The sequence below is a fragment of the Alkalispirochaeta alkalica DSM 8900 genome (genome assembly GCF_000373545.1).
Taxonomy (GTDB): Bacteria; Spirochaetota; Spirochaetia; order DSM-27196; family Alkalispirochaetaceae; genus Alkalispirochaeta; species Alkalispirochaeta alkalica.
Map to the genome: position 1 here is coordinate 120,541 of NZ_KB891714.1, position 23,360 is coordinate 143,900.

Genomic DNA, 23,360 nt, shown 5'->3' on the forward strand with positions numbered 1-23,360 from the left:
CCGGTAGACCAGACGGCTGTTGAGCCCCTCACCACCGTCATCGTCGTAGAAGCTTCGTCCTTCCTGATCGACCACCTCCAGAAAGGCGTCAAAATCATCGGAACGGAGGTCGATGGTCATCTCATCGCCGCCTCTGCCCCTGAGCCGATAGAGGCTGGACCATCGATCGCCCCCGGCCCCCCCCTTCTCGAGCGAACCCCGGGAGATATCTCCCGGGGAAATCTCCCGGGGATTCTGGCGGGCCGTCACGGTCAGGGTATACCGCCCCGCGTGGTCGCGGAAGGCCGCCGAGACCCTGATCACCAGGTGCCCCGAAGCGGGCATAACCCGCAGAAACCCCGCNTTCAGCCCGTCGTAATCATCGTTGCTCAGCGCCGTTCCGTCGGGTAATTCCGCATCGATCCAGGTATCCACCTCGGTGCTGGCGGCGATCACCTCGATCAGAGCCCCCTCTTCCACCCGAACCCGGTAGATGTTGCGGGAATCGTCCAGTACGGAACCGCGGAGAATCTCCCCCGACGCCCGCAGGAGCTCTTCCTGGGCCGTTACCTGGAGAAGACCGACCCCCGCCATCAGCAGGAGCACAGAGAGCAGCCGCACCAGGGCTTTTCTTTCACGTATCATCGTTGTTTCTGCCTTTCCGTGGTGGGCACCATACCTCGGGTGCACACCGTTCTTCGTGAATATGATCTCTGGGAGAGGCCCCGGCCACTCCTCCCCGGAAGCGGTCCTGCCGGAGCGGCCTCTGGCGGGGCTGGCTCACAACGGGATCTCCGGGGGGCTTGCGGGGCCTATTCCAGGAGGGACCGTACCCGCTCCAACGGCACAGGATGCTGCACCGTTGTAAAGGGGCCGGTCTGCACAATAAAGTATACCCCATCGTGGCGGCGTTTCTTGTCCTGGGCCATGGCTTCGATGATATTTTCTGCCCTGGCGGGGCGTTCTTTCCAGGGATAGCCGTAGCGGTCAAGAATCGACTCTACCCGCCGGGCCCAGGCCGGATCGGTCAGCCCCTCGGCTCGACCCAGGTCCATGGCACGGGCGATTCCCCAGGCCACGGCCTCTCCGTGGGTCCAGGCCCCAAGGCCGAGGCAGGCCTCCAGGGCGTGGCCAAAGGTATGGCCCAGATTCAGGTGAGCCCGACGCCCCNGCTCGGTAAAATCCTCGGCCACCACCCGGCACTTCACCAGCACGGCCCGGCGGATTATCTCCGAGAGCAGGGACTCATCGCGCGCNCACACCGCCGGAGCCTCATCTTCCAGGATCTTCAGAAGCTCCGGGTCATCCAGCAGGGCCGCCTTGATCACCTCGGCCAGACCGCTGCGGTATTCCCGCTCGCTCAGGGTCNGGAGAAGCTCCGGCACCAGGCGAACCTCCCGGGCCGGGTAAAAGGTACCCACCATGTTCTTGTAGCCCTCCAGATCGATCCCCGTCTTGCCACCCACCGCAGCATCGACCATGGCAAGGAGCGACGAGGGAATCAGCACCACCTCGATCCCCCGCAGGTAGATACTCGCGGCAAAGGCGGCCAGATCCGTNACAGCGCCGCCACCCAGGGCGGCGATGACGCTGTCGCGGCGCAACCCGAGGCGGGCGAACTCCTGGAGCAGNTAGTTCAGGACGGCCAGGTCCTTACAGGCTTCACCGGCGGGCACCACAAGGCGGGGAGGCACCCCGGGCTCTGCCGGAGATTTCCCGGGAAGGAGCCTGGCTGTATTTTCGTCGACGATCACCGCCTCGAAGGCCCGGGGCTCACCCCCGGGGGCGTACCAGCGGAGGGCCTCTTCAGGCGCCACCAGAGAGACCCGGGAGGGAGCCCCCCCCAGTTCAAGCTGAGCAATATTCATGGAGCCTATTGTACACGACGGGGGCTCTTTGCGTCAGGCCGATATCCCCTGGCCGGACGGTATCAGCAGCAGCTCTTCGCCAGGGCGGGTTCGGCCGGGAGAGAATCCGGAGTATCGTTATCAGACTGATGGGAAGCGGACTGGTCGGAACCGGACTGATCGGAACCTGTCGGGTCGGAGCGCCAGCTTCCGGGGGTTTTATCCGGAGCGATGATCCCGGCCTGGAGGGCGAAGATCAGGTTCTCGATGAAGGGATCGATGATTCGGTACACGCGGCGGTTTCCCCTCACCTCGCTCTCGACAACGCCCTTCTGCTTCAGGGCCGCCAGGTGCTGCGAGACCACAGGCTGGGGCTGACCCAGGCAGGTCCAGAGCTCCGATACGCAGGCTTCCTCTCCCCGTGCAATCCGGCAGAGCAAGCGCAGGCGCATGGGATGTCCACAAACCTTGAGCTTCTCTGCACAGCGGTCCACGGACTCGTCGGAACAGCATCCCGCCGTTCCGCTGTCTGAATAGCTACTCATGAATACAGTCTACCAAATATGAAAAAACAAATCAATATATAGTCTTTTACTTCACGAAAGATGACATTACTTCTCAGGAAAGACAGCACAGGTCAGGCGGAACGGCACCGCGCAGTCAGGCCGGGAAGCCTTCATTCCGGAACCGGCGATGCCACGCCTTCAACTGTCCCTGGCACTGCTCCAGGGAGAGTTCATCCTGGCGCCCGGGGCCTGCCACAGAGACAGGGGACCGCGCCGGGCCCTCGGGAGAGCCCGGAGGGCCCAAGGGAGCCCGGAGAACCGACTCAGGTGGCGGCGCTCTGTTCCGCTTTCNTTTCGGACTTCCCGGTTGTTTCCGACGGGGACGATGACGAGTCGCTGCTCCGGGACGTGCTGGCGGTGCTGCCTGTGGCACTACCCGCCCCGCTGCTCTTCGATTTGCTGTCGGTTACGTAGAAACCGCTNCCCTTGAAGATGACTCCTGTTCCTCCCGTGATGAGCCGCCGCAACTCGGGCTTCTCGCAGGACGGGCAGTCTACCAGGGCATCGGCACTCATGGACTGAAACGTCTCGAAGGTGTGGCCGCAACTCCGGCACTGATAATCATAGTTTGGCATACAGAATCCTCCCAAAGTGATACCAGACGTGGAAATACCAGCTGGTGAATATCTGAACCGGGGATACCTTAATATAACGAACCGGGACCTGGCAGGCAAGCGCCCTTTTCGGGGGGCTTCGAGGGGGGCGGGGCTTCAGGCTTCAGGCTTCAGGCTTCAAGGTTCAAGGTTCAGGCTTCAGGGTTCAGGGCTTCCGGGCTCTGGGGTTCTGAACCTTCCGGGCACCTGGCCCCCGGGTACTCGTCCCCCCAGGGCCCTCATGCGCCCCGGAGCTACCCGATTGATTCCCGCACGGGAATTCCCCGGGCAGCCAGGAAGGTCTTGATACCGGGAACNGTATAGTCGCCGTAATGGACCATGCTCGCCACCAGGGCCGCATCGGCAGCACCCTCCCGAAAAACCTCCAGCAGGTGCTCGGGTTTCCCNGCCCCCCCCGAGGCAACAACGGGAACAGAGACGGCCTCGGAGATCATCCTGGTCAACCGGCACTCGTAGCCCTGGCGGGTCCCATCGGCGTCGATACTGTTGAGGACAATCTCCCCAGCCCCCAGCGAGACAGCCCGCCGAGCCCATTCCAGAGCATCCAGCTCCGTGGGAGTCCGCCCCCCGTTGATCACCACACGATACCCGCTGGGCATCGCCTGATCTGCCAGGGCATCCATACCGAGCACGATACACTGACGCCCGAACCGGGCGGCCCCTTCGCGGAGAAGATCGGGGTTTTTCACAGCCTGGCTGTTGAGACTCACCTTTTCTGCCCCTGCCAGCAGGACCTCCCGCATGTCTTCCAGGCTGGCCAGCCCCCCTCCCACGGAAAAGGGGATAAAGATCTGGGCTGCCACCTGGCGGACCACCTCGATCATGATCCCCCGGCCTTCAGCACTGGCGGTTATATCGTAAAAAACCAGCTCGTCCGCACCGGTCTCGTAGTATTGCCGGGCCAGCGCAACGGGATCACCGATCTCCACGTTGTTTTTGAACCGCACTCCCTTGGTCACCCGCCCGTCCCGAACATCGAGACACACAACTATTCTCTTCTGCAGCACGGTTTCCTCCTGTCTCTGCACGCGCCCCTGGTCACCGCGGGCCCATCCTCTCCCCCGAAAACACTCACGGTTTCCATTGGAGAAAGTTCCGAAGCAGCCGCAAACCGGCCTCACCGCTCTTCTCCGGGTGAAACTGGGTGGCCACGATATTTTCCCGGCCCACCACGGCGGCGAAGGCGTCGCCGTAGTCACACCAGGCGAGCACATCACCGGGATCGCGGGGGCTCGGAAAGAAGGAATGAACGAAGTAGAAGGAACTCTCCCGGGGAAGATCTCCCAGGAACGGGTGACTCCCCCGGGGAGTGATGGTGTTCCACCCCATGTGCGGGATCTTGAGACCCTGCCGGGGATCGAAGGCCACAGCCCTCCCCTCCAGGAGTCCAAGACAGGGCGCATCGCCCTCGTCGGACTCCTCCAGAATGATCTGGGATCCCAGGCAAATGCCGAGAAAGGGGTTCCCCCGGGAGATGAACTCCCTGATCGCAGGAATCAGNCCGCGCGCTTCCAGGACCGTCATGGCGGCCCGGGCCTCACCCACCCCGGGCAGAACCAGCCGGTCTGCCCGCAGGATCTCCTCCGGCTCGGCCGTAACCAGAAAAGGCTCCTGGAGCCAGGAAAAGGCCGACTCCACGCTTCGAAGGTTCCCTGCTTCGTAATCAACGATAACAACACTCACCGATCGTCCTCCCGGGGTTGGATTATTCGTTGTACCAGGAGACGCACACTCTCATCGGTGAGCACCACGTTCCGCAAGTACACCCGCCGCTCGTCGCGCTCGATGGTGAAGTCGGGCCCCGCCTCGAGGTGCAGGAGGGGCAAAACCTGCCGTGAACCGAGACGCAGGCTCACCAGCACCACCCGGGCCTGACGTTCGCCCTGAAAATGAAGCTCCATCTCGGCCTCCCCGCCTCCCCGCAACTGGAGCACCAGGGCTTCGGGGTTCAGCCCGTCGAGGCGCGTCCCTCCCGATTCGGGGGATGACATCTCGAAGAGCGAGGGTCTGACCATCACAAAAAACCCCGTGGGCTTTTGCCGGATATGCTGGAGGTGATCCTCCAGAAGAGGCGGTTTCCGGTCTTGCCCCGGATCGGGTTCGGGACCATCCACAGAGGGGTAGGATATCTCCAGCAGTCCCTGACGGTAGCGAATCACCTCCGTCCCCAGGGAATCGCGCCACCGGCCACGGCCGGTACGCCGCCAGCCCGAGAAGAAGAGCCCCCAGGGGGTCCAGAAGGGGGGAAACCGCCCCTCCGCCCAGAATCGGGGGTCCTCGCCCTCCTCGAAAACCCCCAGAAGCAGGTGGGCCCGTCCGGCGAAGGCCTGGTCGATCACCTCCAGGCTGACCAGCTCCTCCGTGATCAGGGGTTCCTCCCGGAGATCCAGGGCGAAAAAGAAGCTGGGCCGCCGCTCCTCGTGCAGGGACTCACCCGTTGCGAGGGCACGAAAGAGAAAGGCCCCCATCTCGTCGCCCAGACGATCGACAAGCCCACCCTCGCGGGACACCTCGGGGGGAACCTCGGCAGGCGTCGGGAGGGAGGCGCAGCCCGCCCCCCCAAGCAAAATCAGGAGGAGCAGCACTCCCCCCCAGGGGCGGCCCGGGAAGGGCTTCCTAGACAGACACAACGGAAATTCGGCCCTCAAGCTCACCAAGGGCAATCTCTGCACCGCCATCGGCCACAGACCACCGAATCTGCTCTGCCAGGACCTCTCCCGACAGATAATCCTCAAAAGAACGCACGGCCTCCTGCAACTCCTGGGGGCCCTCAAGACCCAGAACGATCCGGTCAGTCACAGCCAGTCCCTGGTCCTTGCGGATGTTCTGGACCGCCCGGATCAGGTCCCTCACGAGCCCCTCCTGGCGGAGTTCCCGGGTGATCTCCGGGTCCAGCGCCACCGTGAGCGCCCCCTCGTTCAGAACTTTCAGGTTCTCCTTCTCCTGGCGCTGGACCAGCACGGAGTCGATGGTGATATCCACCGCTTCACCCTCCACATCGATGCTCAGGGTGCTCCCCTCCAGAAGTTGCTGAATCTCCCGGGCTGTGAGTTCCTGAATCACCCCGGCGGCGATCCGCATACCCTTGCCCAAACGTGGTCCCAGCTCCCGGAAGTTTGCCTTGGCGCTGTACTCAACCAGCTCTTCCTCGTTCTCCCGGAAGATTACATCCTTCACGTTCAGCTCTTCCCGGATAATATCCTCCATCTCCCGCAGGACCCGGCGGGCATCGGTGTCCCGCGTAACCAGGTGGATCGCCGAGAGGGGCTGACGAATCTTCAGGTTGTGCATTGTCCTGATCGCCCGCCCCAGGCTCACGGCCTGACGGGTGACCTCCATCTTGCGCTCCAGATCCCTGTCGCGGCGGGCCTCGTCGGGGCAGGGATAATCGCAGAGATGCACAGAGACGGGTTCGTCGGAGCTCCGGAGATTCCGGTAAATCTCTTCGGTGATGAAGGGGATGATCGGAGCCGCCGTGAGAGCCAGCGTCTTCAGCACGTGCCGGAGCGTTCCGTAGGCCTGATCCTTGTCGGCATCGTTCTCGCTCTTCCAGAACCTGCGCCGGGAACGGCGGATATACCAGTTGTTCAGGCTGTCGATNAANGCCACGATGGGATCTATCGCCTTTTGCAGCTCGTACCGGTCCAGATGGGTTCGAACGGTNTCTACCAGCCCTTCTGTCTCGGAGAGGACCCACCTGTCCAGGGGATTNTCCGGTGACTCCGGCGCACCCTGGGGGGTAACCCCGTCGATATTCGCGTAGGTAACAAAGAAGCTGTAGGCGTTCCAGAGCGGGATAATTACCGTTTTCAGAACTTCCCGAACCCCCTCGTCGCTATACTTGAGATCCTCGGCCCGGATAACGGCAGAATCCATGAGGAAGAAGCGCAGCGCGTCGGCACCGAACTGGTCGATGATCTCCTGGGGATCGCTGTAGTTGCGCTCGCTTTTGGACATCTTCTTGCCGTCGGCCGCCAGAACCAGCCCGTTCACCACCACGTTCTGAAAGGCCGGAGCATCGAAGAGCGCCGCCGCCAGGACCGTGAGGGTATAAAACCACCCCCGAGTCTGATCGAGTCCCTCGCAGATAAAGTCGGCGGGAAAGTTCTTTTCAAAGAACTCCTTGTTCTCGAAGGGATAGTGGTTCTGGGCGTAGGGCATAGCCCCCGACTCGAACCAGCAGTCCAGGACCTCGGGGACCCGGCGCATGGTGCCTTCCCCGCCGGGNCCGGGCCAGGTGATCTCGTCCACGTGATGNTTGTGCAGGTCCTCNACCCAGACNCCGCTACGGGCGTGAAGCTCCTCCCGGGAACCGATCACCTCGATATGCCCCGTGACGTCGCATCGCCAGGCGGGGATGGGGTTGCCCCAGTAGCGGTTCCGGCTGATCGCCCAGTCCCGGGCCCCCTCGAGCCACTTCCCGAAGCGCCCCGCGCGCAGATGCTCGGGAACCCAGCGCACGGTATCGTTGGCGGCGATCATCTGCTTCTTGATCTTTCCGATATCNACAAACCAGGAGCTTACAGCCCGGTAGATCAGGGGNTTCTTGGTGCGATAGCAAAAGGGATAGGAGTGACGATAGGTCTCGCGCTTCACCAGCAATCCCCGCTCTTTCAGATACTGGATGATCGGTTTATCCGCATCCTTGACCTGTAGGCCCTCGAAATCAGGCACCTGCGAGGTGAAGTGAGCTTCGGCGTCGATGGGAACCACCACGGGAAGTCCCGTGCCTTTCAGGAGNTTGTAGTCGTCCTCACCGAACCCGGGAGCGATATGAACGATTCCCGTACCTTCCTCGGTNGTAACAAAATCCCCGGTATGAACCCGGAAGGCTCCCTCCCCGGCCAGGTCCTGAAAATAGGGGAAGAGTGGCCGGTAGGACCGGCCCGCCAGATCCCTGCCGGGGAACCTCGCTTCGATGAGAAAGGAATCATCCTCGCGGTAATAGTGGCCCAGGCGTTCTTCGGCGAGAATAAAGGTGGCCTCTCNNTCCCTGACACGCACGTAGGTGATGTCCTCCCCCACGGCGAGGCCGAGGTTGCTGGGGAGGGTCCAGGGTGTGGTGGTCCAGGCCAGCAGGGATACTCCCGGTTCGTCCTCAAGCTCGAACCGGACCGTTATGGCCGGGTCGTCTACCTCCTGGTAGCCCCCCAGATTGACCTCGAAGTTGGAGAGGGGCGTTGCCAGGGCGGGGCTGTAGGGGAGAATGTAGTGACCTTCGTAGATCAANCCCTTCTCCCAGAGCCGCTTGAAGACCCACCAGATCGTCTCCATGTACTCCGGTTCCATGGTCTTGTAGTCGTTCTCGAAATCTACCCAGCGGCCCATGCGCGTAACGATTCGCTCCCATTCCGCGGTGTAGCGCAGAACGATTCCCCGGCAGGCTTCGTTAAACCGGGCCACCCCGTATTCTTCGATCTGGCTGGCACCGGAAATTCCCAGTTCCTTTTCCATCTCGTATTCTACGGGCAGGCCGTGACAGTCCCAGCCGAAGCGACGCTCGACCCGCTTCCCCGCCATCGTCTGGTACCGGGGAATGATATCCTTGATCGTGCCGGGAACGAGGTGCCCGAAGTGGGGCAAACCGGTGGCAAAGGGAGGGCCATCGTAAAAGACAAACTGCGGAGCTCCCGCGCGCTGTTCCAGAGATTTCTCAAAAATGCCCTGCTCTTTCCAGAAAGAGAGGATATCCTCTTCCATCCGAGGGAAACTTACCTTCGGATCCACCGGTTTGTACACAAACTCCTCCTCATGATCTCCATGTCGGTTGTTCTTTCGTCGATGTCCGCCTCTGCGTCCTCGCCGCCTGCCGTTCCTGCCCTCTGCTTTTCCCGCCCTTCCGGCTCGCCCCCGGGCCGTTTCTCCCGGCTCGTGAGTCGAGCCGACTCCGGAGCGAGTCCGGAGTGACGCCGACCNCGAAGCTATTCCTGCTCCGAAGCCTTCATGACGGGATAGCGGATCACCTCGGTGTCAAAGCGGTAGAGGATGATCGTTGAACCGATCTCCAGCTCGTANGGGAAGGCTATACGCCCGCCGGGATGATTCATGGTAAAGAGGGTGGTCGTCTCCCCCCCGGGACCGACGGCCACGGCGCTGAGCTCCACCGACACGGCGTAGCGGGGCAGGGTTCGATCAAAAATTCCAAAACGCCGCCCCGACGCCAGATTTCGCTGGTCCCGGATACGCAGTGAAACGGGGGTTCCCGCCTCTATCTCCGTTCCCGGGTCCGGAGACTGACTGACTACCACAGCGGCCCGTCCCGATGAAGGTTCCTGCTCGAGCTGGAAGACAAAGGGCACGCCGTCCCGGGCCAGAACCTGAAGCGCGTCGTTCCAGTCCATCCCCAAATAGGTGGGCAACGAGATCGTTTCAATGTCGGGTCCCCGGCTCACCACCANATCCAGCGTGGTAGACCCGGAGATGCGCGTCCCCGGCTCCGGCGTCTGGGCGATCACCGTCCCGGGAGCAGCATCATCAAAGACGTTACTCACGTTTCCCACCGTAAGAACCCGGGTTCCCCCGGAACCCAGTCCCTGGATCTCTTCACGCACATCGTCGAGCTGCATGCCGCGATAGTCGCCCACATCTTCGATGATCGCCCCCTGACTGATCAGGAGGGAGATACGACGCCCGGCACGGACAACCGATCCCGGGGCCGGGCTGTGGGAGATCACCCGACCTTTCAGGGAGGGGTCCGAGTGGTAACGGAGCTGCACGTAGGGATTNAGACCCCGTTCCTGGAGCTGGATCAGCGCCTGGGGAAGCTCCCTGCCCGCCATATCGGGAACCACCGTCTCCTCCGGTCCACGGAGCGCCACAAGAAAGGCCGTAAACGACGCCAGCACCAGAATCGCGAACATCCCGATGAAGGCCCACACGGTGGTACGAAAGACCCTTCGCTCGGGAGGAAGGTTCTCGTCGTGCATGTTTTTTCTGAGTCCCCTGAATATTTTCATGATTTTACGCCTGTTTCACAACGCTGCCAACATTCAACACGCTGCCAATAATGGAAGAGTTACCGTTCAGAAAGGAACGGTAGTCCGTCTCCTTCCGCCCCTGCAATTTCAGCCGACGAACCGCCAGAATACCGTCAACGGTTTGTATCAGAATTCCCCTGCCGGTGTCTACACCGAGNACGGTCCCCGGGCGAGCGCCCTGGCCCTGCCGGTCACCGCCGGGCCCGGGTACGGGGTCGGGCACCGGCTCCGCCTCGAGCAGTTGCAGCGCCGCCTGATCCCAGCGGCAGCGGACCCCCGGCCAGGGCGTATAGGCCCGAATCATGCGNTCGATCTCCCGTGCCGATTCCTGCCAGGTGAGATCACCCTGCTCCTTGCGGATCAGGTGACACCAGGTGGCGTCCTCCGCGATCTGCCGGCGGGGCGCAGCCGTTCCCCGGGCGATCTGATCCACCACGGACGCCACGGCCTGCCCCCCGAGTTCACCCAGCTGATGGTACAGGTCCTGCGCCGTAACGCGGTCCGTCAGGGGAATTTCCCGCTGCTCCAGAATATCCCCGGCATCCATCTCCAGAGAGAGGCATTGCACCGTCACCCCCGTGACCTCGTCACCGGCCAGCAGGGCCGCAGGAATGGGGCTGGGGCCACGGTGCCGGGGCAGCAGGGAAGGATGCATATTGATGCCTCCCCGGGGAAAGAGTTCCAGAAAGCGGGGCCCGAAGATCTTCCCGTAGGCCACAACCACCAGAAGGTCCGGCTCCAGGGCAGCCACCTCCCGTCGCGCCTCTGGCCCCAGCCGCTCCGGCTGGATCACGGGGATCTTCCTCTCCCCGGCCCAGACCTTCACGGGCGGTGGCGTCAATACCCGGCGCCGCCCTGCCGGAGCATCGGGTGCGGTGAGCACCCCCGCTATCTCCCGGGAGTCCCCCNCCAGGGCATTCAGGGCNGGCAGGGCTATCTCGGGCGTACCTGCAAAGAGAATCCTCATTCCCGGGTCTCCGGTGATTCCGGTTTGCGGTAGCTTCGGAGCAGCCGTTCCCGGCGCCGCTGCGTCAGGTGGTCCAGAAAGAGCACGCCCTCGAGATGGTCGTACTCATGAAGGATAACCCGCGCCAGAAGCCCCTCGGCCTCCATGGAGAAGGGGTTGCCCCGGGNATCCCAGGCCTCGAGGGCGATCGCACGGGGCCGCACAACGCTGGCGTACACCCCGGGAATACTGAGACACCCCTCCTCGTATTTTTCTTCATCGGGGGAGCGGGCCGTTATGCGGGGATTCACAAAGACCAGGGGAGGCTCATCGGGCAGACCCACCACAAAGAGCCGCTCCATCTTNCCCACCTGGGGGCCNGCCAGGCCGATCCCGTTGGCCTGCACCATGGTCTGAATCATCGCCGCAGCGAGCTTTTCCGTCCCGGCGTTGATCTCCGCCAGGGGTTCCGCCGGTGTTACCAGTCGTTCATCCGGATGATAGACAAGTGAAATCATCCCTCCCAGTCTACCTACAAGAGGTTGACCGGGTCTACATCAACCTCCAGATGGACCTGCCTCATTTTTCCCGATTCCGCCACCAGGGGCCGACAGACCCTGTGAAGCTCGCCGAGCCCCGCTCCCCGAAGGATAATCTGGTACCGCCAGTTGTTCTTTATCCGCTCCAGCGCTGCCGGAGCGGGCCCCAGGACATCGACGGNCCGATCCCCGGGCAGGGTCCCGGCAGCGCTGCGGGCCATACGCCCCAACGCTTCCGAGGCCTCCTCGGCGGCATCCCGGCGCGAGGANCGNACCACCAGGCGGATCAGGCGCGANAAGGGCGGAAAGAGGAGCGCCCGGCGGGTCTCCAGCTCCTGACGGTAAAACTCCTCCACGTCCATGGCGGCAGCCCGTCCGATCGCATCGTGCTCGGGCCGGAGCGTCTGAACCAGCACCTGCCCGTCGTCCCGGAACCGTCCGGCCCGACCTGCCACCTGCACGATCAGGGCAAAGGTTCGCTCGGCAGCGCGGAAGTCGGGAAGATTCAGCCCCGTATCGGCCATGATGATTCCCACGGTNCGGACCCCCGGAAAGTTCAGCCCCTTGGCGACCATCTGCGTACCCAGAAGCAGGTCGATCTCGCCCCGGGCAAAGCGCTCCAGCACCTCCTGAAGATACCCCTTGGGACGGGTCGTATCGGCATCGACTCTGGCCAGGGAGAGCCCCGGCAGTTCCCGGGAGAGGTCCTCCTCGATCCGCTCCGTCCCGAAAACGGTGTACCCCACATCGAGGGAGCCACACCGGGAGCAGACCTGCTCGGGGTGACACCGGTGCCCGCAATAGTGGCAAACCAGGCGGTTCTGCCCCTTGTGATAGGTCATGGGAACGGAACAACGGGGACACTCGGCCTGATCTCCGCAGGAACGGCACTGGAAGGCCGCGGCGAACCCCCGGCGATTGAGGAAGAGAATGCTCTGGCCGCCCTGACGATGGGTCTCGATCAGAGCCTCCTTCAGGGGAGGAGATATCAGCCCCGACGCGCCCCGAATATTGATGGTCCGGATCGAGGGCAAGGCGCCTCCCGCAAGACGACGGGACAGAACCAGCCTGCCCAGACGCCCCGTCTGCATCAGGTGCCACGCCTCAACCGAGGGGGTGGCCGAGCCCATCACACAGGCGGCACCATCCTGAACCGAGCGCCAGAGGGCAACCTGTCGCGCGTGGTAACGGGGTGCGTTTCCCGCCTTGTAGGACCCCTCGTGTTCCTCGTCTATGATGATGAGCCCCACCCGCTCCAGGGGAGCAAAGACGGCGCTTCGGGCCCCCACGACGAGGCGNGCCTCGCCGCGCTGGATGCGTCGCCACTCCCCCAGGCGCCGGGCGGGGGTGAGCCCCGAGTGGAGCATGGCCGCCACCGCCCCGAAACGGCGGGAAATATGATCGAAGAGCTGGTGGGTCAGGGCGATCTCGGGAACCAGATAGATAACGCCNCGCCCGGCTGCAAGCGCCCTCTCGGCCAGCTGGAGAAAAACCTCGGTCTTGCCGCTCCCCGTAATTCCGTAGAGATAATGCCAGGACTCCTCCCCCGGCGAGAGGGGCCGCGAAATCGTCTCGATCGCCTGAATCTGCTCCGGTGACAGCTCCAGCTCCCTGGGCGCCAGAGCCGGTTCGTCCCCCCCCGCAAGGGGAAGATCTTTCGCCTTCTTTGCCCCCGGCAGCATGGTGGCCAGGGTTTCGCCCAGGGTGGTGAGATACATCCGAGAAACCCACCGGGCCATCTCCAGCCAGGACTCCCCGAAGAGGGGCTCTGCATCGAGAACACGCAGGATTTCCTTGAGCCCCTTCTCCGGGACGGTCTCCCCGGGGTCATCCTGCCGGACCTCCCGGGCGGCCACCACAACGCCCGTTACGGTGCGCCTCCCGAAGGGAACCATCACCCGGCACCCCTGATCGGGCACCGGCCCCTCCCGGGGAGGAAGATAGGAAAAGAGCCGGTCCACCGGGACGGGNACGGCCACATCGAGAATCACCACGGCAGGACACTCACCCNCGGGGCCCCGGAGGAGCNNCCCCGGAAGGGTCTTCGTCGAGCCAGCGCCGCACCTCCTTGAGNTCNTCCCAGACCGGGCGCCGCCAGTGGGGATTCCGGAGAACCGCGCTGGGATGGAAGGTGGGCACCAGAGGGATATCGCGATAGCGAAAGCGGGANCCGTGGAGGCTGGTTATTCCCCGGGTTGAGCCGGTGAGAATCCGCAGACTGATCCGGCCCAGCGTGAGAATCAGGCGTGGTCGCACCAGGGCGATCTGCTCGTGCAGCCAGGGGGCACAGGCNTCGCTCTCGCCAGGCTGGGGATCCCTGTTCTCGGGNGGGCGGCACTTGACGATATTGGTGATGTACACGTTGGTCTCCCGGGAAAGGTCGATCGCTGCCAGCCATTTGTCCAGGTACTGCCCGGCCCGGCCCACAAAGGGCCGGCCCTGCAGATCTTCCTCCCGGCCAGGCCCCTCGCCCACCACCATGACCAGAGGATCCAGCACCCCCTCACCGGCCACGGCCAGGGTCCTTCCCAGAGACAGGGCACACCGCGAACACCGTCGCACCTCGGCCTCCAGCGCAGCAAGGCGCTCCTGGCGCTCCCCGATATCCCGGGGATCCCGGGAAAGGCCCCGGCCCTCTCCGGGCCCGCTCTCTCCGGATCCTCCTTCCTCGAGGGCCGACGCTGCAGCGGCAGCTGTGGCCGAAACGGGAGCAACAGGAGCTTTTCCCTCACCGGGGTGATCATCGGCATCCATTCGCTCCATCAGGGAAGAAACACGCTCGGTCAAAGAGGAATGGTCCCTGCGGAGACCGCCCAGAAGAATATCCCCGGCAGCGCAGGTTATCTCGTACAGTTCCTCGTAGCACTTCATCCTTCCCGCTCCTCCAGTGATCTTATTGACATCGCTCCCCGGAATCCGGCCCCCCGGGCTCCCCTTATCCCCCCGGGACTCCTGCCACTCTCCGGGGAGACCCGTCGCTCCCCGGCAGAAAATCTAGTCCGGATCGTAATCGACATCGTACAAAAACAACCCCCAGGGGGGCGCCGTGGTCCCGGCTCCCCGTCGGTCACCCCGGGCAAGAATCTCCTCGAGGGGCGTGGTCACCTCCTGCCCGCGCAGGCGCAACCGCTCCCGCTCCACCAGGGTACCCACGATGGATCGAACCATCCTGCGGAGAAACCCCGTGGCACCGATACAAAACTCCAGCCCCTCNTCCCGGTCGGGCTGAAACCGCGCGTAGGAGACGGTCCTCACGGTGCTGCGCTGCTCCCCGCCGAGCATGGCAAAGGCGGAGAAATCGCGGGTACCCACCAGGGCCTCAGCATCGCGGTTCATCCTGGCCAGCGAGGGAAACTGGGGAATCCGCCAGGCGTACCTCCGGCGATGGGGCAGAATGACCGGTGCCGCGTAGAGATAATACCGGTAATGGCGCTGCCTCGCGCTGTACTGGGCGTGAAAATCATCGGGCACCAGCCGGGACGAGACAACACTGACATCGTCGGGCAAGATACTGTTCAGAGCCGGAGCGAAGGAGNCCGGTTCGATCCCCGACGAAGGCGCAGAAAAAGAGACGTACTGGCCCAGGGCGTGAACCCCCGTATCGGTTCGCCCGGCACAGACCGTACGCACAGGCTCCCCCAGAAGCCGCTCCAGGGCCACCTCAAGCTCTCCCTGAACGGTCCTGTCCGAGCGCTGTATCTGATATCCGCAAAAATGTGTGCCATCGTAGGCAACCCTCAGGAGTATCGTCATGGCCGGTTCCGGAAATTATTCCGGTGACTCCGGATCGCTGTTGGCAGACCCCAGCTCCCGGGAAATACTCTCGTAGACATCGCGGGCGTTATCCAGAATNGCGGCGGGCTTGTTCTTGCTGGCCTTCCCCATCCCGAAGATGCGGGCCACCGTCCGCTTGGCCCGGTCCAGGGCAAGGCGCCGCTTCTCGGGGTCCGAGGTGGGACCGTACTGGTATTCCAGAAGCCCCGAAATATAGAGAGCCCCATCGTAACCGTAGTTTTTATCCAGATCGGGCCCCAGATTGCTCGCCGCCGTCATGGGTTCCTCCCCGTTCTGTTCCCGCTCCACCGCCAGGGAATAATAAAACCGGGCCTTCCGGTAAAATACCTTGGCCAGATAATCGAAATTCTCCGTGGGACGCAGCGCGTGGAGATCGTTGGACAACCAGGCTGCCCGCAGCTGGCTCATGCCGCACTTGAAGGTGGGAGAAAACTGCTTGGGGAAATGCTCGTAACAGTACGTCGCCAGAACGTAGCTGGCGATCCCCTCCTCGAGGCCCCGCTCGTTGACAAAGTTCAGGGAGTCAAAGATACCCTTGAAGGCATCCAGCCGCTTGTCCGTCTCGTCCCGGAGGGCNCCCTGAATCTGGTCGGGCACCGCCGTAAAATCATCGGGGTAGGTTGCGTAAAAACACTTGGGACAGACCAGAACCGGATAGATCAGGGGATAGACCGGACCGTACTGCTTGGAGGGCTCGTAGTTACGACGCAGCTCCCGGGTAAGGTTTCCGGCGATCTGCCTCCCCCGGCCCGTACGCATCTCCTCCCGGTGAAAGTGTTCGCCGCAGAGAGGGCACTCCTCGGCCTTTTTTGTAAAAAATGTAAGCGTTGATTCCGCTGCCACGACTGCCTCCTGGTTGTTGCCCCTATCCGCCACCGGTCTCCCGGAACCGCTTCAGCCCTCGATCACCACCATGGCGATGGCGTGGGCCTGCTCGTGGGTAAGGGAGAGCCATAACCGTGTCCCCCCCACGCGGGCCAGAGCCCGGGCAGCCCCCCCGCTCACGTGGAGCTCGGGCTTGCCCAGGGGATCGTTCACCACCCAGACCTCGCGCAACTGGAACCCCCGGAACCCCGTTCCCAGAGCTTTGGCGAAGGCCTCCTTTGCAGCGAACCTCGCGGCCAGAGAGAGGGCGGCGCCATCGCGGCGCTGATAGATGGCATCCCGTTCCTGCCTGGCAAAATAGCGCTTCAACAGCCGCTGATCATCGAGCCAGGTCCGAAGGCGGTCCACAGCCACCACATCCACCCCGATGCCGCGGATCACGACCCCTCCGTCACATCGAGCTGGAGCGACGTCGGCTCGTAGCGGAGCACCACAAACCCCGGGGGTACCACGGGGCGAACGGGCAGGCGCACCGTTCCCGGATCGGTGATCGCCGAAGCGTCGACGGAGAGCTCCATCTCCCCCGGGGCGAGCCCTTCCAGATCTATCTGGCGCACCTGAACACGAATCGCCCCCGAGGGAAGCTCCCCGGCGAGAGAAAACCGCTGGTCCAGACCGGAGACGACGATATCGACCGGCTCAAAGGTCTCCAGAACGACCCTCTCCTCGACGATACCGCGAAGCTCCACAATCGCGCCGCCCCGGAAAGTGATCAGCGGGTCGGGTGTGACCAGGCGAATCCGCTCGGTAAAATCCTCGCGCCGCGACGAGAGATCCACATCCTCGGTGCGTATCCGCTCGACCCCTTCGATACGGCTCCGGGGCCCCTGAATCTCCACCGACGAGGGACTCAGGATCGTCCGTTCCAGGGAATACCCCGGGGGGACAAAACCGCTGGTGCTCGCCACGACCTCGACGCTCTTGATCGCCTTCTCCTCCAGGGTTATCTCCAGCGATTCGGGCTCCACCGATATCTCCAGCGTCCCCGGCTCGGCGGCAGCGCCCCGGCGTTCCAGATCCACAGGAACACGGTAAACCCCCTCCCGGGTAAAATCCCGGAGGTCCAGAACAGCCCGGAGATCATCCTCAACAATACGAAAAACCTGCTCCGATTCCCCCCGCAGGCGGAGCCGGAGCTGCTGGGGGAAGGCCGAGGCGGGAACGAGACTGGCGCTCAGGCGCACCTCCAGGGGAACCGTGAGAAACCGTTCCTCCAGGCGGGTGATGTCGTGAAAAACGAGCAACAGGAGCGCTACGGCAAAACAGAGGACCTTTACCGGCCAGTTCTGGAACAATCGCTGGAACCAGCTCTTAATCTTCAAGTTCGGCCACCTCCTCAAGCTCTTTTGCGGGGTGCCGCACAGGCCGTCCCGACGTGTCCAGAAGCTCCACAAGCTGGGCACGAACCTCGTCGATGGAGAGATCGTAATAGAGATTGGTATCGTAGGCCAGACTGATACACCCCGTTTCCTCGCTCACCACGAGAATCACGGCGTCGCTTTCTTCTGCCAGACCCAGAGCAGCCCGGTGGCGCGTTCCAAAACTGCGCCGCACATCGGTCTGCTCCGAGAGCGGGAGAAAGCTCCCCGCCGAGGCGATTCGGCCATCCTCGATGACAACAGCTCCATCGTGAAGGGGTGTGTCGAAGAGGAACAACGTCTGCAACAGGGCGTTGGTCACCTCGGCGTCGATCACCGTTCCCGTGTTGATAATGTCCTTGAGCCCCACCGAGCGGGGAAAGACGATCAGCGCTCCCCGGCGCTGACGCGAGAGATTCTCGCAGGCCGAGAGGACCTCCTCGAACTGATGCGGCCTGGACCGCCCCCCCGGCTGCAACCACCGGCCCTGGCCGAGCTTGGTGAAGATCTTGCGCAACTCCGGCTGAAAGATGATGGCCACACCGATCACAAAACTGGGCGCCAGAAGATTTATCAACCACAGAAGTGTTCGGAGGTTCAGGAAAAACGAGATGGCGTAGAGCCCGGCCAGAAAAAGCCCCCCCCGGAAGAGCTGAACGGCCCGGGTCTGGAGGATGATCTGGTAGCCTTTGTAGATCAGGAAACTGAGAAGGAGAACATCCAGGGTGGGGAGAAGAATATGTTGAACGAACCAGATATCGTGCAGCGCTGCCACGGTTCCCCTCTCGACTATCTCTGTGCGGCGAGAATCCTCTCCAGAACACGCACCGTCTCCACGGCGGGTTTCACATCGTGGACACGCAGGATCGACACCCCCTGTAGTGTACACCAGAGCTGCGCTGCCAGGGTAGCAGAAAGGCGTTCCTCGGGGTTCAGCGCCACCCCCTCACCTGATTCCAGGTCAAAACCGGCCTCACCGAGAAAGGATTTCCTCGAGAGCCCCACCAGCAGGGGATAGCCCAACTCACCCAGGATCTCAAGATCGGCGAGAATCCTCCAGTTATGATCGAAGGTCTTCCCGAAACCGATCCCCGGATCCAGGATGATCTGTCCCGGCTGCACCCCGGCAACGAGGGCCCGCCGGGCGAGCGCCTCCATCTCCCGGAGCATCTCCCCCCGCAAATCATCGTAGCGAGGGTTCTCCTGCATCGTCCGGGGAGTTCCCCTCATATGCATGAGGCACACCGGAACACCCCGCTCCGCTACCAGAGCAGCCAGCTCCGGATCGTCACGGAAACCGGAAATGTCGTTCACCATGGTGGCTCCCGCGTCGAGAGCCCTCTCGGCCACCGGAGCTTTCCGGGTATCTACCGAGAGGGGAACGTGGGGCAACTCCTGGCGGATCGCCTCGATCGCAGGGAGCAAACGCCGCAACTCCTCCTCGGCAGAGACATAATGACTCCCCGGCCGGGAGGACTCCCCCCCGAGATCCAGGATGTCAGCTCCCTGGCCGACCATGTCCACCGCCACCGCCTGCGCACGCGCTCCATCGGCCACCCGGCTGGAGGCAAAAAAAGAATCATGGGTAACATTGATGATACCCATGATTCGAGGCCGCGTTAAACTGCCGGTCTTCATACGCCAGGCCGCAGAAGGAGGCTACGCATTAGCGATTTCGTTTTTTGTGGCGGTTCTTCCGGAGTTTCTTCTTCCGTTTGTGGGTAGCGATCTTTTTTCGCTTGCGTTTTCGTCCGCAGGGCACAATCGTCTCCTTTTGTCACGTGCACGGTATCACGTGCACTATCTATTATTTTGCGACCGGGCTCTGCCCGGGGAAAACCCGGGAACAAGGACCGGTCACAAGACCAGCTGTTAGGATCTCCTCGCAAAACAGGAGGGCAGTATGCGCGATGGAATAGCCCCTGTCAAGAAGGGAGCGCGCCCAGCAACAGCGCCTCGACCCCCCGGACATCGTCGGCCTGAAGCCATTGGACCCGGGGCAAACGACGAAAAAAGAGCTCCTGGCGCCGGGCGTAATGCCTGGTATTCCGGGCGATCCGCTCCTGAATGAGCGCCAGCTCTTCTCCGGACCAGGGGGGAGTGGCCGAGACCTCCAGAAACTCCCGGTATCCGATCGTCCTGAACCCCGGATCGTCGCCCCCGAAGCCCGAACGAAGCAACCCCTCCACCTCTCCGGGCAACCCCGCCTCCATCATGGCCTGAACCCGGCGATTGATACGCCGGTAGAGCTCCTGCCGATCCCGGGTAAGCCCTGCAACCTGCACAGACAGGCCCTGGCGAATCTCCCGGGGCTCGCGGAAGGACGACCTGGGACGCCCCGAAAGGCGATACACCTCGAGGGCCCGCACGATCCGGTAGGCATCGTTCTCCCCGATCCGGCTGGCGCTCTCGGGATCCACCCGCAGCAACTCCTCGCGCAGGGGGGCAAGCCCCTCCTGCTGGACGCGCCGGGAAAGCTCGAGCCGNACCTCTCCGGAAGAGGGGGGCGCTTCGGGCAAACCGCAAAGGAAGGCCTGGAGGTAAAAGGCCGTACCGCCCGTCACGAGGGCAACGCGCCCCCGGCGGTGAATCTCCCGGCAGAGATCGTCGCAGGAACGCACAAACTGCCCCACATCAAAAGAACAGGAAGGCTCGATCAGATCTATCAGGTGGTGGNGAACCGCCGCCAGCTCCTCCCGGGAAGGTTTCGCCGTACCGATATCCATACCCCGGTAGATCTGGCGCGAATCGGCCGAGACCACCTCCAGGGATCGGGCAAGTTGCGGATTCGTGGCGAGGACCCGCCGCACAAGCTCGGTCTTCCCCGCCCCCGTGGGGCCGAAGAGAAGCACCGCCCTGATCACGGCATCCCCTCCATCGGATTCCCCGGACTCCCCGGCCCGGCAGAACTTCACCTCGCGATCAGTTTTCAATCAATTCGAACTGAACCTGGTTCAGCAGCACCTCGGAGATCGCCTGGGAGACAACCTTCTCCCCGCCCTCATCGCTGACGCTGCCGTGCTCGTCGGAACTGAAGGCCCGGCGGATCTCGCCAATCTGGTGGGACCGTCGGATAGACGCCACGGTGAGCTCGTATATATTACGATCATCCTGGATAAGATCATCGAGGGGTATTGCCATTATGCCTCCGTTGCCAAACTGCAGGGAAAAGAAATTATAGGGTAAGGGCCATTATATCGCAGAAATATGGAACGACGCAAGCCGGGAGGTCTTTTTGTCCTTGACGAAGACAACCCTAATAATCGAACATTCAGCGCGAAAGGATCGCGAAAACTATGTCAGAATCGGCGCTTGTAATAGTTGAGTCCCCCACAAAGGCCCGCACCATCAAACGCTTTCTGCCTCCGGAATACGTGGTAGAGGCCAGCATCGGCCANGTTCGGGACCTGCCCCAATCGGCAGCAGAGATCCCCGCCCGGGTCAAGAAAGAACCCTGGGCCAGGGTCGGAATCAACGTGGAGGAGAACTTCGCCCCCCTCTACGTCACGCCCAAGGGGAAGGCCAAGATCATCCGGCATCTCAAGGAGCAGCTGAAGCAAGCCTCGGTCCTCTACCTTGCCACTGATGAAGACCGCGAAGGGGAGAGCATTTCCTGGCATCTTCTGGAAGTGCTGAAGCCCAAGATTCCCGTACGGCGCATGGTCTTTCACGAGATCACCCGCTCGGCCATCACCCACGCCCTGGAGAACTACCGGTCCCTGGACCTCTCTCTGGTGCGGGCCCAGGAAACGCGACGGATCCTGGACCGCCTCTACGGCTACACCCTCTCGCCGCTGATCTGGAAAAAGATCGCCTANGGCCTCTCGGCGGGGCGGGTCCAGTCGCCGGGGCTCCGCATGATCGTGGAACGCGAGCGCGAGCGGATCCGTTTTGTCGCCTCGGAATACTGGGACCTGGCAGCACTCCTGGTCAAACCGGGCCACGACCTCCCCTTCGAGGCACGGCTCACGGAGTTCCAGGGGAAACGGGTCGCCTCGGGGAAGGACTTCGATCCGGCCACGGGAACCCTCAAGTCGCCTGACCTCCTTCAGCTCGACCGGACCCGGGCAGAGGAACTCCAGGCATCCCTGGAAGACCTCCCCTGGACGGTGCGGGAGGTAAAATCCCGGGAAGTCACCTCCCGCCCGGCNCCCCCCTTCATCACATCCACCCTGCAACAGGAGGGGAACCGGAAACTCGGCCTCAGCGCCCGGGAAACCATGCGCACCGCCCAACGCCTCTACGAAGAAGGGTACATAACCTACATGCGTACCGACAGCCCCTCGCTCTCCGCAGAAGCGGTGGAGGCCACGCGTCGCCAGATTCGGGAGCTCTACGGTGAAGATTATCTGGCCCGGGAAGACCGCCAGCACAGTGCCTCCCGGGGGGCCCAGGAGGCCCACGAGGCGATCCGTCCCGCCGGGGACACCTTTCGGCACCCCGACGAGACCTCCCTCACGGGGCGCGAACGATCCCTCTACGAGCTGATCTGGAAGCGCACCCTGGCGAGCCANATGGCAAACGCCCGCAAGCGCTCCCAGACGGTACAGATCGTTGCAGGCGAGGCCCTCTTCACAGCAACAGGGAACGCCATCGAGTTCCCGGGATTCCTGCGGGTGTATGTAGAAGGAGCCGACAACCCCGAAGCTGCCCTGGAAAACAAGGAGGTTCTCCTGCCTCCCCTGGAGGAGGGCAACCACCTGACACCCCAGGCGGTAAAACCCGACCANCACCGCACAAAACCACCGGCCCGCTACACCGAGGCCTCGCTGGTGCAGCAGCTGGAGAAGCAGGGGATCGGCCGGCCCTCGACCTACGCCGCCATCATCGCCACCCTCTACGAGCGCTCCTATATCCGCCGTCAGGACAAGGCCCTGGCCCCCACCTTTACAGGCATGGCCGTGGTCCAGCTCCTGGAGAACCACTTCGAGGGGCTGATCACCTACAGCTTCACCCGAAACATGGAAAACGCCCTGGACGAGATCGCCCTGGGAGAGCGGGACTCCCTGGCTTATCTGAAGGAGTTCTACCTCTCCGAAGAGGGGCTGCAGAAAGCCGTGGAGCGCAGGGAGAGCGAAATCAAGCCCGAAGTCTCGCGAAGCATCGCCCTGCCCCAGCTTCGGGAACACCAGACCGTCAAGGTGGGGCGCTACGGCCCCTACATTATCCATTATGAGGGAGACCAGGAGGTCCACGCGTCGATCCCCGAGGAATACACCCCGGCGGACCTCACCGAAGCGGACATCGCCGAACTCATCGCCGTTCAGAAGAACGGCCCCGCCCCCATCGGCACCGACCCGGAGACGGGCAAGAGCGTTCTCTGCCTCACCGGGCGGTACGGGCCCTATGTGCAGCTGGGGGAATCCGACCCGGAGAGTACGGAGAAACCCAAGAGGGCGAGCCTGCCCAAGGGGGTGCGTCCCAGCGAGATTACCCTGGAACTGGCCCTGAAGCTTCTGAGTCTGCCCCGGACACTGGGCACCCACCCCGAATCAGCCCAGGAGGTGGTAGCCAATATCGGGCGCTTTGGCCCCTTTGTGGTCTGCGACGGCGAGTTCCGGTCTCTCAAAAAAGAGGANGATGTCTACACCATCACCCTGGACCGCGCCCTGGAACTCCTGGCCGAGGAAAAGAAGGGCCGCCGGGGCGGCCCCAAGGTACTGAGAGATTTCGGCAAGGACCCGGGAAAGAACCGCAAGATTGCGATCTACGACGGCCGGTACGGCCCCTATATCAAGGCAGGGACAAAAAACTTNTCCCTCCCCGAGGAGCTCCAGAAACCCGAGCAGATAGAGAAGATNACCCTGGAGCAGGTGCTGGAGATAGTAAACAAGGCCTGATCGGTCAGGGAGCC

At 62.9% G+C, this 23,360-nt stretch carries 21 protein-coding genes; 1 reads left to right on the forward strand and 20 read right to left on the reverse strand.

Annotated features, from left to right (window positions below; translation table 11 throughout):
* Positions 1–791 precede the first annotated feature (791 nt).
* From B071_RS0109330 to B071_RS0109430, 20 genes are all read right to left on the reverse strand, one after another.
* The gene (locus tag B071_RS0109330) at positions 792–1,847 is read right to left on the reverse strand and encodes a 3-dehydroquinate synthase (RefSeq protein WP_018526834.1); all 1,056 of its coding nucleotides are present in this window, start codon (positions 1,845–1,847) and stop codon (positions 792–794) included.
* A 62-nt stretch (positions 1,848–1,909) separates the two neighbouring features.
* Positions 1,910–2,371, reverse strand: coding sequence for an ArsR/SmtB family transcription factor (locus B071_RS20205; protein ID WP_083914772.1), 462 nt, complete (start codon positions 2,369–2,371; stop codon positions 1,910–1,912).
* Positions 2,372–2,655: 284 nt separating this feature from the next.
* Positions 2,656–2,967, reverse strand: a complete 312-nt coding sequence (locus B071_RS19170) for an FmdB family zinc ribbon protein (RefSeq protein ID WP_083914774.1) — start codon at positions 2,965–2,967, stop codon at positions 2,656–2,658.
* Positions 2,968–3,239: 272 nt separating this feature from the next.
* A complete protein-coding gene (hisF, locus tag B071_RS0109345) occupies positions 3,240–4,127 on the reverse strand; it encodes an imidazole glycerol phosphate synthase subunit HisF (protein ID WP_498365805.1) in 888 nt (295 codons plus the stop codon).
* Positions 4,078–4,689 carry an imidazole glycerol phosphate synthase subunit HisH gene (hisH, locus tag B071_RS0109350; RefSeq protein ID WP_018526838.1) on the reverse strand — a complete coding sequence of 204 codons (612 nt, stop codon included), beginning with the start codon at positions 4,687–4,689 and terminating at the stop codon, positions 4,078–4,080. Before hisH ends, hisF begins: the two co-directional genes overlap by 50 nt.
* Complete coding sequence (locus tag B071_RS0109355; protein ID WP_157703114.1) at positions 4,686–5,516, reverse strand: hypothetical protein; 831 nt, start codon at positions 5,514–5,516, stop codon at positions 4,686–4,688. The genes hisH and B071_RS0109355 overlap by 4 nt, the downstream gene beginning before the upstream one ends.
* A gap of 106 nt (positions 5,517–5,622) precedes the next feature.
* Complete coding sequence (gene ileS / locus B071_RS0109360; RefSeq protein ID WP_498365806.1) at positions 5,623–8,706, reverse strand: isoleucine--tRNA ligase; 3,084 nt, start codon at positions 8,704–8,706, stop codon at positions 5,623–5,625.
* A 221-nt stretch (positions 8,707–8,927) separates the two neighbouring features.
* A complete protein-coding gene (locus B071_RS0109365; protein ID WP_083914776.1) occupies positions 8,928–9,962 on the reverse strand; it encodes a PASTA domain-containing protein in 1,035 nt (344 codons plus the stop codon).
* Between the two features lie 4 nt (positions 9,963–9,966).
* Positions 9,967–10,950, reverse strand: coding sequence for a methionyl-tRNA formyltransferase (gene fmt, locus B071_RS0109370; protein ID WP_018526842.1), 984 nt, complete (start codon positions 10,948–10,950; stop codon positions 9,967–9,969).
* Positions 10,947–11,447 (reverse strand): peptide deformylase, encoded by a 501-nt coding sequence (gene def, locus B071_RS0109375; protein WP_018526843.1) that lies wholly within the window; start codon positions 11,445–11,447, stop codon positions 10,947–10,949. Before def ends, fmt begins: the two co-directional genes overlap by 4 nt.
* Positions 11,448–11,461: 14 nt before the next feature.
* Positions 11,462–13,462: a replication restart helicase PriA gene (gene priA, locus B071_RS0109380; protein WP_018526844.1), complete on the reverse strand. Its 2,001-nt coding sequence runs from the start codon at positions 13,460–13,462 to the stop codon at positions 11,462–11,464.
* Positions 13,463–13,472: 10 nt separating this feature from the next.
* Positions 13,473–14,339, reverse strand: a complete 867-nt coding sequence (locus B071_RS16905; RefSeq protein WP_018526845.1) for a uracil-DNA glycosylase — start codon at positions 14,337–14,339, stop codon at positions 13,473–13,475.
* 123 nt (positions 14,340–14,462) lie between these two features.
* The gene (gene truA / locus B071_RS0109390) at positions 14,463–15,221 is read right to left on the reverse strand and encodes a tRNA pseudouridine(38-40) synthase TruA (RefSeq protein ID WP_018526846.1); all 759 of its coding nucleotides are present in this window, start codon (positions 15,219–15,221) and stop codon (positions 14,463–14,465) included.
* Positions 15,222–15,236: 15 nt separating this feature from the next.
* Positions 15,237–16,139, reverse strand: a complete 903-nt coding sequence (locus B071_RS0109395; RefSeq protein WP_051075282.1) for a DUF2225 domain-containing protein — start codon at positions 16,137–16,139, stop codon at positions 15,237–15,239.
* An 18-nt stretch (positions 16,140–16,157) separates the two neighbouring features.
* The gene (locus B071_RS0109400) at positions 16,158–16,529 is read right to left on the reverse strand and encodes a holo-ACP synthase (RefSeq protein ID WP_018526848.1); all 372 of its coding nucleotides are present in this window, start codon (positions 16,527–16,529) and stop codon (positions 16,158–16,160) included.
* Entirely contained in the window at positions 16,526–17,470 is a 945-nt protein-coding gene (locus B071_RS0109405) for a CdaR family protein (protein ID WP_026245125.1), read from the reverse strand. Before B071_RS0109405 ends, B071_RS0109400 begins: the two co-directional genes overlap by 4 nt.
* A complete protein-coding gene (gene cdaA / locus B071_RS16910; protein WP_018526850.1) occupies positions 17,460–18,281 on the reverse strand; it encodes a diadenylate cyclase CdaA in 822 nt (273 codons plus the stop codon). The genes B071_RS0109405 and cdaA overlap by 11 nt, the downstream gene beginning before the upstream one ends.
* A gap of 14 nt (positions 18,282–18,295) precedes the next feature.
* Positions 18,296–19,111 carry a dihydropteroate synthase gene (folP, locus tag B071_RS0109415; protein ID WP_018526851.1) on the reverse strand — a complete coding sequence of 272 codons (816 nt, stop codon included), beginning with the start codon at positions 19,109–19,111 and terminating at the stop codon, positions 18,296–18,298.
* Positions 19,112–19,431: 320 nt separating this feature from the next.
* Positions 19,432–20,421, reverse strand: coding sequence for a tRNA (adenosine(37)-N6)-dimethylallyltransferase MiaA (gene miaA, locus B071_RS0109425; protein WP_018526853.1), 990 nt, complete (start codon positions 20,419–20,421; stop codon positions 19,432–19,434).
* 7 nt (positions 20,422–20,428) lie between these two features.
* On the reverse strand, positions 20,429–20,647 hold the full coding sequence (locus B071_RS0109430; protein WP_018526854.1) for a DNA-directed RNA polymerase subunit omega: 219 nt from the start codon (positions 20,645–20,647) through the stop codon (positions 20,429–20,431).
* Positions 20,648–20,802: 155 nt separating this feature from the next.
* Here B071_RS0109430 and topA point away from each other — a divergent pair, with 155 nt between their 5' ends.
* Positions 20,803–23,346, forward strand: coding sequence for a type I DNA topoisomerase (gene topA / locus B071_RS0109435; protein WP_018526855.1), 2,544 nt, complete (start codon positions 20,803–20,805; stop codon positions 23,344–23,346).
* Positions 23,347–23,360: the final 14 nt, after the last annotated feature.

Excerpts from the sequence above, each read along its gene's own strand:
- B071_RS0109430 (WP_018526854.1), bottom strand. The coding sequence starts at position 20,647 with ATGGCAATACCCCTCGATGATCTTATCCAGGATGATCGTAATATATAC.
- B071_RS20205 (WP_083914772.1), bottom strand. The coding sequence starts at position 2,371 with ATGAGTAGCTATTCAGACAGCGGAACGGCGGGATGCTGTTCCGACGAG.
- folP (WP_018526851.1), bottom strand. The coding sequence starts at position 19,111 with ATGGGTATCATCAATGTTACCCATGATTCTTTTTTTGCCTCCAGCCGG.